The 14368-nt window shown below is 34.9% G+C and carries 17 protein-coding genes, 1 other RNA gene and 1 riboswitch; of the genes, 5 read left to right on the top strand and 13 right to left on the bottom strand.

The window, feature by feature from the left end:
- Window positions 1-72 precede the first annotated feature (72 nt).
- The gene (locus SHYC_RS09455; RefSeq protein ID WP_039646619.1) at window positions 73-921 is read left to right on the top strand and encodes a polyprenyl-phosphate transporter PopT; all 849 of its coding nucleotides are present in this window, start codon (window positions 73-75) and stop codon (window positions 919-921) included.
- 486 nt (window positions 922-1407) lie between these two features.
- Here SHYC_RS09455 and SHYC_RS09460 read toward each other — a convergent pair whose 3' ends face one another.
- The 7 genes from SHYC_RS09460 to SHYC_RS09490 form a co-directional block, all read right to left on the bottom strand.
- Window positions 1408-2232, bottom strand: coding sequence for a MetQ/NlpA family ABC transporter substrate-binding protein (locus SHYC_RS09460; protein WP_039646622.1), 825 nt, complete (start codon window positions 2230-2232; stop codon window positions 1408-1410).
- Window positions 2233-2256: 24 nt separating this feature from the next.
- Window positions 2257-2952: a methionine ABC transporter permease gene (locus tag SHYC_RS09465; RefSeq protein ID WP_039646624.1), complete on the bottom strand. Its 696-nt coding sequence runs from the start codon at window positions 2950-2952 to the stop codon at window positions 2257-2259.
- Window positions 2945-3973, bottom strand: a complete 1029-nt coding sequence (locus tag SHYC_RS09470) for a methionine ABC transporter ATP-binding protein (RefSeq protein WP_039646626.1) — start codon at window positions 3971-3973, stop codon at window positions 2945-2947. Before SHYC_RS09470 ends, SHYC_RS09465 begins: the two co-directional genes overlap by 8 nt.
- Window positions 3974-4072: 99 nt before the next feature.
- Window positions 4073-4179, bottom strand: a riboswitch (SAM riboswitch).
- Between the two features lie 33 nt (window positions 4180-4212).
- Entirely contained in the window at window positions 4213-4533 is a 321-nt protein-coding gene (locus SHYC_RS09475; RefSeq protein ID WP_039646628.1) for a thioredoxin family protein, read from the bottom strand.
- Complete coding sequence (locus SHYC_RS09480; RefSeq protein ID WP_039646630.1) at window positions 4499-4894, bottom strand: toprim domain-containing protein; 396 nt, start codon at window positions 4892-4894, stop codon at window positions 4499-4501. Before SHYC_RS09480 ends, SHYC_RS09475 begins: the two co-directional genes overlap by 35 nt.
- Window positions 4895-4975: 81 nt before the next feature.
- Window positions 4976-5356: a glycine cleavage system protein GcvH gene (gene gcvH, locus SHYC_RS09485; protein WP_039646632.1), complete on the bottom strand. Its 381-nt coding sequence runs from the start codon at window positions 5354-5356 to the stop codon at window positions 4976-4978.
- Window positions 5357-5425: 69 nt separating this feature from the next.
- A complete protein-coding gene (locus SHYC_RS09490; protein WP_039646634.1) occupies window positions 5426-5779 on the bottom strand; it encodes an arsenate reductase family protein in 354 nt (117 codons plus the stop codon).
- A gap of 165 nt (window positions 5780-5944) precedes the next feature.
- Between SHYC_RS09490 and SHYC_RS09495 the strand changes: the two genes are divergently transcribed.
- Window positions 5945-6265 carry a thioredoxin family protein gene (locus SHYC_RS09495; RefSeq protein ID WP_039646636.1) on the top strand — a complete coding sequence of 107 codons (321 nt, stop codon included), beginning with the start codon at window positions 5945-5947 and terminating at the stop codon, window positions 6263-6265.
- Window positions 6266-6368: 103 nt separating this feature from the next.
- On the opposite strand, the gene SHYC_RS09500 is transcribed toward SHYC_RS09495, so the two are convergent.
- Window positions 6369-6914, bottom strand: coding sequence for a nitroreductase family protein (locus tag SHYC_RS09500; protein ID WP_039646638.1), 546 nt, complete (start codon window positions 6912-6914; stop codon window positions 6369-6371).
- Between the two features lie 65 nt (window positions 6915-6979).
- Window positions 6980-7690, bottom strand: coding sequence for a type I 3-dehydroquinate dehydratase (aroD, locus tag SHYC_RS09505; protein WP_039646640.1), 711 nt, complete (start codon window positions 7688-7690; stop codon window positions 6980-6982).
- A gap of 276 nt (window positions 7691-7966) precedes the next feature.
- On the opposite strand from aroD, the gene SHYC_RS09510 reads away from it, so the two are divergent.
- From SHYC_RS09510 to SHYC_RS09520, 3 genes are all read left to right on the top strand, one after another.
- Window positions 7967-8482, top strand: coding sequence for a GNAT family N-acetyltransferase (locus SHYC_RS09510; protein WP_039646642.1), 516 nt, complete (start codon window positions 7967-7969; stop codon window positions 8480-8482).
- The gene (locus SHYC_RS09515; protein ID WP_039646644.1) at window positions 8479-8868 is read left to right on the top strand and encodes a DUF1722 domain-containing protein; all 390 of its coding nucleotides are present in this window, start codon (window positions 8479-8481) and stop codon (window positions 8866-8868) included. Before SHYC_RS09510 ends, SHYC_RS09515 begins: the two co-directional genes overlap by 4 nt.
- 81 nt (window positions 8869-8949) lie before the next feature.
- A complete protein-coding gene (locus SHYC_RS09520; RefSeq protein WP_039646645.1) occupies window positions 8950-10425 on the top strand; it encodes an MFS transporter in 1476 nt (491 codons plus the stop codon).
- Between the two features lie 173 nt (window positions 10426-10598).
- On the opposite strand, the gene SHYC_RS09525 is transcribed toward SHYC_RS09520, so the two are convergent.
- The 4 genes from SHYC_RS09525 to rnr all read right to left on the bottom strand — a co-directional run bounded on the left by SHYC_RS09525 (window position 10599) and on the right by rnr (window position 14344).
- Window positions 10599-11036 carry a hypothetical protein gene (locus SHYC_RS09525; RefSeq protein ID WP_039647699.1) on the bottom strand — a complete coding sequence of 146 codons (438 nt, stop codon included), beginning with the start codon at window positions 11034-11036 and terminating at the stop codon, window positions 10599-10601.
- Between the two features lie 45 nt (window positions 11037-11081).
- Window positions 11082-11440, bottom strand: a transfer-messenger RNA (tmRNA) gene (gene ssrA, locus SHYC_RS12050).
- Window positions 11441-11511: 71 nt separating this feature from the next.
- On the bottom strand, window positions 11512-11976 hold the full coding sequence (smpB, locus tag SHYC_RS09530; protein ID WP_039646648.1) for an SsrA-binding protein SmpB: 465 nt from the start codon (window positions 11974-11976) through the stop codon (window positions 11512-11514).
- Window positions 11977-11992: 16 nt separating this feature from the next.
- Window positions 11993-14344, bottom strand: coding sequence for a ribonuclease R (rnr, locus tag SHYC_RS09535; protein ID WP_039646650.1), 2352 nt, complete (start codon window positions 14342-14344; stop codon window positions 11993-11995).
- Between the last annotated feature and the right edge of the window lie 24 nt (window positions 14345-14368).

Raw genomic sequence — 14368 nt, forward strand, 5'->3', positions numbered from 1 at the left:
CCATTGTATTGTTGTACTATGACATTTCAGTTAATATAAAGGAATCACATTAAGAAAGGAACACGTTTGACTATGGCTCGATTTAAACTTTCAAATCTTCCTCGTGGCTTTGCAATGGGTGTAAGTGATTTAATTCCAGGCGTTAGCGGTGGAACCATTGCGCTACTTCTTGGCATCTATGATGATTTCATTTCCTCAGTGAGTGGCGTATTCTCAAAAAACTTTAAACGTAGTGTTTTGTTTTTACTACCTATTATTATCGGTATGGGGTTGGCTATTGGTATTTTAAGCAGTCTTATTAATTATTTATTAGCATACCACCAAGTGCCAACGATGTTTTTCTTTACCGGTTTAATTATTGGCGTTATTCCATTTTTATTGAGAATTTCACATTACAATAAAACGTTTAAAGCTTCTCATTGGATTATAGTTGTTACTTTTACATTATTGCTCGCCGCAATGGCATTTTTTAAAGGCGACACGTCACACACTGCACCATCAGACATAGATTTATCAACACCGATGTTGATTAAATATTTTGTCGCTGGGATATTAGCTTCAAGCGCTATGCTTCTCCCCGGCATATCAGGATCATTCATATTATTATTACTTGGCGTATACAGTACTGTAACGTATGCGATTTCAGAAATTGTACGTTTTAACTTCCAAGCGTTACCCGTTATTATGTTAGTCGGTTTTGGCGTACTTGTTGGATTTATTGTTGCGAGTAAATTAATCAAATATTTACTCACACACTATACGTATTTAACGTATGCAGCAATTTTAGGTTTAGTGGTAGGATCACTATTCTCTGTCTTCCCTGGACTTCCCACTACTTTATTGACGTGGATAATATCTATTTTCACGTTAATGATAGGGTTTACTGTAAGTTATATTTTAGGTCGTTATACACATGAATAAAAAACAGGGCTGGAACATAACTACCCTGTTAATCAAAAAAAACCAACAAAATTCATTGTAATGAACTTTGTTGGTTATATTTATATATAAATTTAGTCTTACTGGGGGAAAGATGATGAATTAAAACATCACTTTGATTGCTTCCTTAGCTGAGACTTCTGAGGCATTAAGCCGAAACCGAAAATCCATTTCGAGCGCATAAATCCAAGACTATTGGCTTTTACAATATATAAGGCAGTAGCTGACTGGAATAAGTATGCGCTTAGAAAGCTTTCCGTAACTTACGCAGACCACCTATTCACGCATGTTCATAAGTGGACTGAAGACGTAATGCATTGCATTCCTAACGTCTTCATGCACGGGGAGACATTACTACGAAATCAATTAGATTTCTGTAATGTTCCCTCGTTGTGGTAAGGCGCCTAGAAAAGCGAGGTGTTAGGAACAATCAAAATTGAAATAGTTTATGTCCCTGCGTCATTTTTATTATTTCGCTGGTGTTACTGCTCCATTATATTTATCTTTAATGAATGTTTTAATCTCATCAGATTGTAACACTTTAATTAAAGCTTTAATTTTTTTGTCATCTTTATGCCCTTCTTGAACTGCAATTAAATTCGCATACGGGTTATCATCAGATTTTTCAACAGCAATAGAATCTTTTTGTGGGTTTAACTTTTGTTCAATTGCAAAGTTAGAGTTAATGATAACTGCGTCACCTTCGTTATTTTGATATGTTTTTGGTAAAAATTCTGCTGCTTGTTTACTGTTAAATTTAATATCTTTTTTGTTTTCTACAATGTCATCAAAAGTAGCATCTTGGATTTTAACACCTTTTTTAATTTTGATAAGCCCTTCATCCACAAAGAATTTCAAGAATCTCCCTTGTTCTGCAGGATTATTAGATACAAAAATCTCTGCCCCTTTAGGTAAATCTTTTAGACTTTTGTGTTTTTGAGAATATACAGCCATTGGTTCTAAATGTACGTTACCTGCTGATTCTATTTTATAGCCCTTATCTTTTTTCTCTGTATCTAAGTATGGTGTGTGCTGGAAAAAGTTTGCATCTAATTCACCTGCATCTAACAATTTGTTTGGCGTCGTATAATCATTAATCGTTTTAATTTCTAAATTGTATCCTTCTTTTTCTAATATTGGCTTCGCTTTTTCTAATATTTCAGCATGTGGTGCAGGAGATGCCCCGACCACAATTTTCTTATCTTCCTTACTACTTTTTGAATCGTTATTGCCACAAGCAACCAATACTACAGATAGAACTAAAATTACAGCAATTGATAAAAATCTTTTCATTATTACATTCTCCTTATCTTGTATTTATCGTTTGTCTATTTTATTCGTTGTCCAATCTCCCAAAAATTGAATAACGAAGACGATAACTAAAATTAAAATGGTTGAAATTAAAATGACATCATTTTGATTTCGTGTAAATCCTGTTAAATACGCTAAATTACCTAACCCTCCCGCACCAATAACACCTGCAACAGCTGTAGATCCAACTAATGCAATTGCAGTAACAGTTATGCCAGAAATTAAAGCAGGGAGCGATTCAGGAATTAAAACTTTCCGTATCACCGTCCATGTGTTTGCACCCATTGACCAAGCTGCTTCTATCACACCTTTATCTATTTCTTTTAAAGCAATTTCAACAAGTCGTCCATAAAAAGGCGAAGCACCAATAATCAATGCAGGCAATGCACCTGTAGGGCCACTTATTGTGCCTAAAATTAAACTTGTAAAAGGAATCAGCAATAAAATCAATATAATAAATGGGATTGCGCGGAATAAATTAACGAAAAATGACACGAGATTATAAAAAATTCGACCGGCTTTAGATTTACTTTTAGAAGTTAGAAATAACACTACTCCTGTAATGATGCCAAATATAAATGCAAAGAAAGTCGAGATAATCGTCATATACAGTGTTTCATAGGTCGCAGTCCATACATCTGGCCAACGCACATTTGGCAGTGTTAGCATTTCATGCAATATCTCAGTAAAACTTTTACCCATGGGCAATCACCTCAACTTCAATTTGTTTCGATTCTAAATCAAGTTTTAATTGCTCAAACTGTGTTTGGTCGATGTTAGAAATATGTACAACAATAAAACCAATAGCCCCTGACTTAGAATGTTTAATATTGGCTTCTAATATATTTACAGCCACATCATACGTTTTTAAAATATACGAAATTATAGGCTGTGTCGTCACTTCACCTGAAAAGTTGAGTTTTATAAGTTTATCATTTGAATTTAACTTGACGAGACCTGAAATGTCTTCAAATTCAGCTTTAGGTTGAAGATCTTCTTGCACAAAGCGCTTAGTGACTGAATGTTTTGGATTTTCAAAAACTTCAGATACTTTACCTTGTTCAATTACCTTTCCATTTTCCATGACCGCAACTTCATCACAAATGCGACGTATAACATGCATTTCATGCGTAATAATCACAATGGTTAAGTTTTGCTCTTTTTTCAATTGAATTAATAAATCGAGTATTTCATCTGTTGTTTGCGGATCCAATGCACTCGTTGCTTCATCACAAAGTAATACCTCCGGGTCATTTGCAAGTGCTCTAGCAATACCAACACGTTGTTTTTGACCACCTGATAATTCTGATGGATACGCATGTTCACGCCCTTTTAAGCCAACACGTTCTATCAATTCCAATGCTTTTGCTTTAGCATGACGTTTCGATACACCCGCAATTTCTAACGGAAATCGTACATTATCAAGTACAGTGCGTGACCACAATAGATTGAAATGTTGGAAAATCATGCCCACTTTTTGTCTTTTATACCTTAGCGCTTGTTTGCTCAAGTGGCCTATATGATCTCCACCGATAACAACATCGCCAGACGTTGGTGTTTCTAAATAATTAAACAGTCGCACCAAAGTGCTTTTTCCCGCACCCGAAAAACCAATAATACCAAATATGGTACCTGTGTTAATGGTTAGATTAACATGATCAACAGCTAAAACGGATTTAGATTTGCTCTCGTACTGTTTAACGATATTTTTAAGCTCAATCATATCGCTTCCCCCTCAATGTGTTGCGAATTATCAAATTTCAGAACAAAAAAAGCTTTCTCCTATATAAAAATAAGAGAAAGCATAGATTTCGATGCGTTTCTCTCATCTTCAAAAGTATAAATACTTTATGTGAATTGGCACCATTTCTAAATTTAGACGGTTGCCGGGCTTCATAGGGCACATCCCTCCACCACTCTAGATAAGAGTTTTCTGAATATTGAATTGTTTAAATATTATCACTATCCTCGAATTTCGTCAATCACTTTTTTTAACCGTTCAAGTAAAAATGTAACAGATTGAAATGCATAAATGCGATCAACTTCTTTATCATTGTGCATAATTAACAAAATTGGAACAGATTGTATTTCGAACATTTGGCTAAATTCAGGATAATAATTTAAATCTCGTTTTTCTAAAGGCAATTGCGTGACACTATTAGCGATGTGTAACATGCGTTCTGACACTTTACACGTACCACACATCGGCGTATAGCCAAAGATTAATTTAATATCTTGTTCTTGTTCATTAAATGTATTGTTCGATTGCTCTAAAACACTCATGATATGAATACTTTCCTTTTACATAAAAATCGTTTTTGACGTCAAATCCATGCCGCCCTAAAACATTTGAGAGGTAATCTCGTGGACACCGTGCCACTTCACTAAAAGTTGAATCAATGAAGATATCTGTACTTTCACTTAAATACTTTGAAAACCATTTTCGAATCTTTCGCCCTTCAGTATCAGCATCAACAAGAATATATACTTGTTTGCCGTACAAAGATTCAATCATATTATCTAACTTTTCGATGCCCATCGTGCCATGTGTACAAATGATATCAACCGGTTCTAATAACACTTCCTTAACTCTTTTTTTATCAGATTTGCCTTCTACAACAATTACTTTATTAATCATCGCCATGGTCTTCACCTTCTAAAAAGTTAGTATTCAGTGCAAAAAAACTCCAAGATAATCAAAGGAATATCTAGGAGTTTAAAAATATTATTCGCCAATCATTTCTTGATAACCTTGTGCATCCATTAAAGCATCAAGTTCACTTTCATCGCTTAATTCAACTTTCACCATCCAAGCTTTCTCATATGGCGATTCATTTACAGCTTCTGGCTCGTCTTCAAGATCTTCATTCACTTCTACGATTTTACCAGATACTGGTGAATATAATTCTGAAACTGTTTTTACAGATTCAACGCTACCGAAAGTTTCGCCTTCTGATACTTCATCATCCACTTCTGGAAGTTCAACGAATACGATATCTCCTAATTCGTTTTGTGCAAAGTCTGTAATACCAACAGTTGCAACATTTCCTTCGACTTTTACCCACTCGTGTTCTTTTGAATATTTTAATTCACTTGGCACTGCCACTTGAATCCCCTCCTATATTTGTTTACAAGATAATCATGACACACATGTTTTTATCAATCAACTATTTTATTATAACCAAGTTTCACGATAAACTTGTTCATTAAAACCGACTGTAACTTTATCACCTAAAATTGCTAAAGGACGTTTCACTAACATACCATCGGACGCTAAAAGTTCTAACTTTTCATCCTCTGATAAAGTATCTAATTTATCCTTTAAATTTAACTCACGATATTTTGCACCATGTGTATTGAATAATCTTTTGATTTCAATTCCTGAACGGTCCACAATATCTTTAAATTCATCTTTCGTAGGTGTTAATTGAACGATATCAATAGGTTCAAAACTCACACCTTGTTCAGATAAAAATTTCGCTGCTTTTTTACACGTTGTACAATTAGGATATTGATAAAACTTAATCATGCTTTAACCTCCTCGCGTGACTTATATCAAATATAACAAAATTTGTTAAATTAGACTATTTTTTATACTAGTTTCATTATTTTGTTATTTATTAATCACGAAATATGACGTCTATGAATATATCCGTTATAATTTAAAACATATATTATAATGGAGGTATGTTACATGCAAAAGATTCAAGATATGGAAACGTTTAAATCAATTATTAATAAAGATGAAACAGTTATCGTCAAATTCGAAGCAGGATGGTGCCCTGATTGCAAAGCCATGGATATGTGGATCAGCCCTATTGTTGAAAAATACAATCAATATGAATGGTTTGTTGTAAATCGTGACGAAGTTGAAGAAGCGGCGTTAGCGTATGATGTCATGGGTATTCCAAGCATTCTTATCTTCAAAAACGGAGAAAAGTTACATCATTTACATTCTGCTCACGCAAAATCACCTGAACAAGTCGAATCATTCTTATCCGAGAGTTTAGGTTAACGTTAAAAAAGAACATATTAAAATCGTCTTCAAATTACTTTAAGCAATTTGAAGACGATTTTTTATGAATAGATATGCAATTTTAACCGTATGCGTACATCTATTAAATGTACTCTGTATAGATTCCTTTATTTTTACGTTTAGGTACTTTTTCCTTGTCATCTTCTAAATCGGTTAAATATATAAATCCGATTAAGCGTTCATCTGGTAGTACCCCAAAAACATTTCTAACTTTTGGATGAAAAATATATGTTGGCGTTTTCCAGCATGTTCCAATCCCTTTTTCATATAAGAGCAATAATAAGTTTTGTGCATATGCCCCAACCGCTAAATAGTTTTCATTTTCTTCCCGTTGACGTGCATCACATTTCATAATAATTGCTAAAAAACCACCTAAGTTAGTCACCGCATCGTAATGACTTTGTTGTTTATCGGCTTCTCGTGGAAATGCATAACGCGAGACTTCCTTGCTCATTTCCCCCAATTTATGCTTAGGCACATATACAACACGCCACGGCTCGCGCATACCATGATTTGGTGCATTTGCCGCTTCTACAACAGCATCCCTTACAGCGTCCTCGTTAATGTGCATATTTCTATCGAACTTCTTAATACTTCTTCGATACTTTATAGCCTCTTGAAGTTCCATCATCATCTTCCCCTTTTTATTGATAACCATTATCAATTATATAGAAGGTTGGCGTACTTTTCAAATTACTGATACACGGCCATTGCATTTTTTAAAGTTTTAACATTGAGTTGTCCTGGAGCAACGCTTTCATTGATAGCACCATAAGAAAGTGCCCCACCAAATGTTTGTTGTGCAGTTCTAGAAATAATACCTAAGTGAGACATGGAAATACCTGTCACCCAATGATGCAATGCATCACTTGCTTCTGATACTGCTTGCAATAACGTTAAAACATCTTGTTTTGATTGTGGCATAACCGCGATTTTTAAGTGTGCCCCGCCATATTGAGACATGTGATAATATGTTTTTTTCAATACATCAAGTTGCGGCGTTTCATGAAAATTATGATATGACACAATAACATCTATACCATGAGATTGAATCGTTCTAACAATATGGTGTCGACCAATCGAAGGCTCCCACTCAACATCAATATAATCCACATTTTTTAGTTCAGCCAATTGAGTCAAAAGTGACTGATATTCTTTTTCATCACAGTTACCTTTCCCCCCTTGCATTTGCGAACGAAACGTAACAAGTATCTCGGATTGAAAACCTTCATCTTTTAATTGTTGGATGATTTGAGCCACGTCTACACTCGCAACGTCTTGAAGTGCATCTATTCTTAATTCTAAGATATCTATATTTGATTCTTGCATTTTTATCAACTGTATCTCATTTTGACTAAGTACATGAGATACGACCATAAAACTTCCTACGATTTGCGCTTTCATGGTGTGTCACCTACTTTACACAGTTTGAATTCCCCCTTATATTAGCCTAACTTTCCTTAATTGAAAAGTAAGCGGGCTATAGGGTTACATTTTTCTAATCACATGATTTACATTCTTTTTTATTGCCGTATGATAGTTATGAGCTTTACTTACTATATTATTTTTCTATAGAATTAAGTATTATTTATCTGAATTTTCTAAAATAACATTGCAATAGTGATTGCGTTTTTATATGATTAATATGATAAACTTACTTTTATTTCTAGGAGGGTGCACATGATACATATTTTGAATGATACGCATACAAAAGCATTTTATCAACTCACTTGTGAAGCATTTCGTCTTCATCCTCTCGCTTTTGTACATGAAATCAGTGAACGACAGAATTATACTGAAACAGATATTGCTCAGTTATTACACCCTAGCCATCAGAAGCAGCAGATATTTTTTGGTGCTTTCGATCATCATAAATTAGTAGGTTTCGTTCAACTCAACTTTTTCCCTTACACATCAAAGCGTCATAAGGCCACTGTTCAAGGTTTATATGTAACTCCAGATTATAGAGGTTCTGGTATTGGGCGCAAATTGATGGAAAGTCTTATAGAATATGCGGAGGAACATGGCATTGAACAACTTGTCCTTGCCGTAGCTTCAAATAATATTGCTGCTAAAGTATTTTGTGACCATTTAGGCTTTGAATTTTTAGCACTTGAACGCCAAGCTCGGAAATTCAATCATACTTATATAGATGAGCACTGGTTAATTTATTATACGAATAAGGAGCATATATGAAAGAAATTACAAGAATCCAACACCTATGGCGCTACGAAAAATATCATGTCATGATGCACAATTACAAATATTATACAGAAATCAAAACGATGATTAAAAATGGACAATCTTATACATCTATAGAAACTAGAATTCAAGAAATTTTAAATACGCCCATTCAGCCTGCCGCTTTTATAAATACATTCCAACACTTATGGGGCTATTTTAAAAATTGTGCAACCCATGAGGAAAAAGCGTTATATACTGCATACGTTCATCAACTTCAATCAGAGTCCCCTTCATATTGTACAAGTATTCAATTCATCCAAAATTTAGCGATAAAATATAACGCACAATACCTTTTAAACAGCTCAATCATGACATTAACACTCCCAAAAACGATTTAACAATAACATATTAGTTATTCAATTCTCACTCAAACCGTGATATAATTTCTCGTTGTAAATTACTTATTAAGGGTGCGAATCATGAAAATATTATGGTCTAAAAGGACACGCATGATAGAAATTGCATTGCTGTCCTTTCTTACAATTATTGGGATAGGTTCTCAATTTTATTTAAATTTGGCATATAGTTTAAATCAAGGACTCTATCACTATGCTTTGGGTATTCATTCAAATCTTCTTATTATCCCAGCGATTATGGGGAACTTCGCCTTTGCTTTAGGTGTCCCTCTGGGTCATTTTCTTGCTCACAAATTAGGTTTCAAGAAAAATTTTATGCTATTCTCATTTATATTCTTACTCGGATCCATTTTAGGCTTTTTCTCGATAGGCATCATTTCTTTATCCATTTCTAAAGTGATACAAGGCTTAAGCACAGGCATTTTATTCTTTACTATGTTACCTAAATCATTTCATGTATTTCCAAAACGCTTTAAAAATGTCTTTCTATTTATGATTATTGTAGGGTTGTTCGGTGCAAATGCCCTTGGTGGTTTAACTGGAAGCATTACATTGTTTTATGCGCAATGGCAATGGATATATATCATCAATATCCTTTCAGCAATCATCAGTTTAATTGTAGGTTGGTTATATTTCGAAAAAGATGACACGACACATCAAAGTACTACGAAAGAGGACCATACTGTCGTTTTCTTTTTAGCGCTTTCATCTCTTTCATTATTAATACCACTTTGTCTTATTACGCAATATCGTTTTGATTCTATTAAAGTCTGGCCATGGTCTATCGTGACGTTGATTTTATTTGTGATTTTCTTATATAAAAATAAGCAGAGTCATACACCTATTGTTCATTTTTCGACATTGTTGTATCCGAAACCATTACTTGGCTCAATTATGGCGATTGTCTCACATCTGACGCTACTTATTGGCATTGCTGCGATTAATTTTTATCTATTACAAGTGATTCATTTACCCCCACATCAAATCCAGCTTTTTTATATTTACTTCTTTATCGGCGTATTTATAACAGGCGTTTTAAAAATGGTGTTTTATAGTGCGTGGGGGCCGGGTGTACTTGGTACCATTGGTTCAATTGCCTTACTTTACGTCAGCACAAACTGGTATATTATGCAAAACGAACTTAATCTTCATTCACTTTACATTCAAGGTATGATTATTGGTTTTGGTTCAAGTATGGTACTTGTAAGTGGCGCAATGTCTACACTTTTAGATGGTGATTTATCACGTGCATCACATCGTTCACTCACAATGCATTCTATCCGTAACTACTTTGCAGCGATTCTCGTGCCAATCATTGCAGTTTATATGAAACATAAAATTCAAAAAGGGATAAACGATGTTCAGTATAATCGTATTGATAATAAAGCCATTATTATGAAACATATTCATGACGTATTTATGGATGCCACCCATCAACTCTTTTTAGTGATGATAATATTAAGTAGCGTTTTACTCATATCTTCTATCGCTCAATTTTTCTTCGGTAAAAGTCGACGAATTGTGGCAAAACGTCGTTAAAGCAAGTGATTTTGAAATAACATTTTTAAACGTTTACCAATTGACACTTATTCATTTCATTTAGTTTTACAATTAAAAGTATTGAAATATATTTATAGCCTTCAACGTTCATAATAATATGAATGGTGAAGGCTATTTTATATACATTCCCTGTTTTGTGCTTTAATTCTCATTTATTCATAATGTTGAACCGCAATAATTTCTTTAATGAACTGATAGAATGTTTTTCTAGATACATTTATTTTTATTGTGCATCCAGATTCTGAAACGATATTTGAAAACCTCAGCCCAGAATCAATATTTACATACACGCTTATGTCATGCCTATCTCTTTTGATAATAGTAAATGTCACATCAGGTTCTATAAAGTGAATTTCTGAGACAGGTGATTTACATTTAAATGCTTTAAGCTTTTCTATATCCGAATCAAAAAGTGCTAATTCTGTATAAAAGCGCATATTTTCGAAAGATCCAACCACAGTAAAATAGTAAATTGCGTCATCATCGTCAACACGCTTGTGAAATTCAAAAGATAAAGAAGTCTGGCTTTCTTTATATAATTCATCCAATAGTATGCATTGATGTTTATTCATATTGTGTCCTTTCTCCATTTTAATTTTAAAAAAAGCCCATAACCACAAGGGTTATAGGCTACATAGTGGAGACGGCGGGATTTGAACCCGCGTCCAAAGGTCCTGATACAAATGTTTCTACGTGTGTAGTCTATTTGAACATTTAACATAATGATTAGAAATAGACAACCGACATTATGCGAGTTTGATTCTTCTCTTCTCGTCAGACTTCAAACGGCAGTGACGAGCGTATCCTACTAAAGTTGAATCACGTTAATCGCACATAGGCGATGCGATTAGGTGATGCAGAGTGCGATTAGGCAGCTACTGCTAAGTTATTGTTAGTTTTGCCAGTTATTATAAACTGATGTGTTTTTACGGAGACAACCCTCCGACACGCTTCATAAGCTCTGGGGACCCCTGTCGAATCCATAAACGTCCCCATATCAAAAATGTACTCTCTGTTAAGAAAGCACATTTAATTATAACGAATCTTAACATTCTTAGCAATGATTTAATAATTTTGTTTGATTGCACGATCAATATCACGTTTCACCGCTTTTTCTTTCAATGCTTGTCGCTTATCATACTTCTTCTTACCTCTTGCGACACCTAGTAAGACTTTACACATACCATGTTTAAGATAAAGTTTTAACGGCACGATAGAATACCCTACTTCACGTGTTTGATCGCCTAATTTTGAAATTTCACGTTTGTGTAACAACAATTTGCGCACACGTCTAGGGTCATGATTAAAGCGATTCCCCTCTTCATAAGGAGCGATATGCATGTTGTGCAAATAAATTTCGCCCCCCTTTACTTGTGCATAGCTATCTTTTAAATTGGCACTACCACGACGGATTGATTTTATTTCAGTACCTTGTAACGCAATGCCTGCTTCAATTGTATCTTCAATATTATAATCATGGCGTGCCTTACGATTTTCTGCTAATGTACCTTTTCCTGATTTTTTGGGCACTGTGTGTCACCTCAGTCTACTTTTTCTTCTTACCTTTCTTTTTGACACGTTTATCTTTATAAAAAGGCTTATGTTTCGTATTTCCTGACTTATCTCGTTTTCTAGCATTTTTTCCTTTTCGATTTTTACGTTTCTTTTTTTTATCTTGATCTTTTTCAAACGTATGCCCTTTTGTTTTAGCCTGAATGGTTGTACCTCGTGATTTTTTCTCACGTTTTGGATACATGTCAATAGGCATACCTACAATTTGAAAGTCAATTTGACGTTCATCCACATCAACATGGATGACTTTTACTTTTATAACGTCACCGATACGATATACTTTAGCTTTACGCTCCCCAATTAATGCCATTTGGCGTTCATCGAAATGATAATAATCGTCTGACATATTTTGTATCGTTACCATACCTTCAATGGTATTTGGTAATTCAACAAACATTCCAAAATTAGCCACTGAACTAATGATACCTTCAAATTCGTCTCCTAAATGTTGAATCATATATTCTGCCTTTTTCAAGTCATCTGTATCACGTTCTGCGTCAATTGCACGACGTTCTCGGTTAGAAGTATGTTCTGCCATCTGTGGTAATTTCTCTTGCCATTCATGTTGCGCTTTACCATCCATCGATTTTTCGATTAAATATTTACGTACTAAACGATGCACAATCAAATCTGGATATCGTCTGATTGGCGATGTGAAATGTGTATAATAATCTGCCGCTAGCCCAAAATGGCCTAAATTATCTGCATCATAATGTGCTTGCTGCATTGAACGTAGCATCATCGTTGAAATAACCATATTTTCTGGTCTGTCTTCAATTTCTTTTGTAATATTTTGTAGCGTACTTGGATGAATATCTTCACCCGTCCCTTTTATCATAATACCGAAATTCGTAATGAAATCAAAAAATTGACGTAAACGGTCCGACTTCGGTTGTTCATGCACACGATAAATAAACGGCACATCCATTTTACTAAAATGTTCCGCGATGGTTTCGTTTGCCGCAAGCATAAATGACTCGATTAAACGCTCACCTTCACCACGTTCACGCGCAACGACTTCTTGTGGAATACCTTCTTCATTCACAAGCACTTTCGCTTCTTTAATATCAAAATCGATTTCTCCACGCCGACGTCGCATATCGATGAGTTGTTGTGATAAGCGCTTTGCCATATCAAGCATCGGCGTAATGTCTTTATATTTCTCGCGCGTGTGAGGGTTATGGTCGGTGATGATTTCATTCACTTCCGCATACGTCATACGTGCATCTGAATGAATCACACTATCGAAAATATCATGTTTGACGACATGACCTTGGGCATCGATTTCCATACGACAACTCATCGTTAATCGATCTACATTTGGATTTAATGAACATATGCCATTACTTAAACGATGTGGAATCATTGGAATCACACGGTCTACTAAATACACACTTGTTGCACGATCGTATGCTTCTCGATCTAGCGCAGAGCCTTCAGTTACATAATAACTGACATCTGCAATGCTTACTGTTAATTCCATATTGCCATTTGAAAGAGCCTTAATCGCGATAGCATCGTCTAAATCTTTCGCATCCGCGCCATCGATTGTAATTGTTAAATCCTGACGTAAATCACGACGGCCTTCTAATTCAGTAGATTCAATCGTCTCAGGAATCGCTTCAGCTTCTTTTAATACGTCGTCTGGAAATTCAATTTCAATCCCATGTTGATAAATAATAGATAAAATATCTACGCCAGGGTCATTTTTATGACCTAAAATAGCAGAAATATGACCTTCTGGATTGTTAGAGCCATCAGAGTATTGCGTAATTTGAACAAGTACTTTATGTCCATCTACAGCCCCTAAATCTTGCCCTTTAGGTATAAAGATGTCCTGCATGATACGCTTATCATCAGGTACTACAAAGCCAAAATGACGCGCTTCTGTGTAGGTCCCTACAACTTGTTTAACGGCATGCGTTTCAATGGATTTTACTTCACCTTCAACTTTGCCTTTACGATGGTCACCACGTGATTTTTGAATTTCAACGATAACAATATCTCCATCCATCGCACGATTGATTTTTGTAGGCGGGATAAAAATATCTTCTATCCCTTCTTCATCTGGTCTTAAAAAGGCAAATCCCTTTTTATTTTGACTTAACGTCCCTCGAATAAGTCCTGGTTTAGGACCTTGCTTTTGATATCTATCTTGTTTCGTACGTTTGACTTTACCCTCTTGCTCTAACTCATTGAGTACTTTAATAAGGTCACGAAAACTTTCAGCGCTACTTAAGCCGAGCTCATCTTGAAAGTCAGAGACAGACATCGGTTCATAACTTGAACGTTCAATTATGGCTTTAATTTGCGATTTTAAATGCATAAGAGGTCCTCCTTTCTCTTTAAT

Origin of the sequence: Staphylococcus hyicus, from assembly GCF_000816085.1 — a bacterium.
Taxonomy (GTDB): Bacteria; Bacillota; Bacilli; order Staphylococcales; family Staphylococcaceae; genus Staphylococcus; species Staphylococcus hyicus.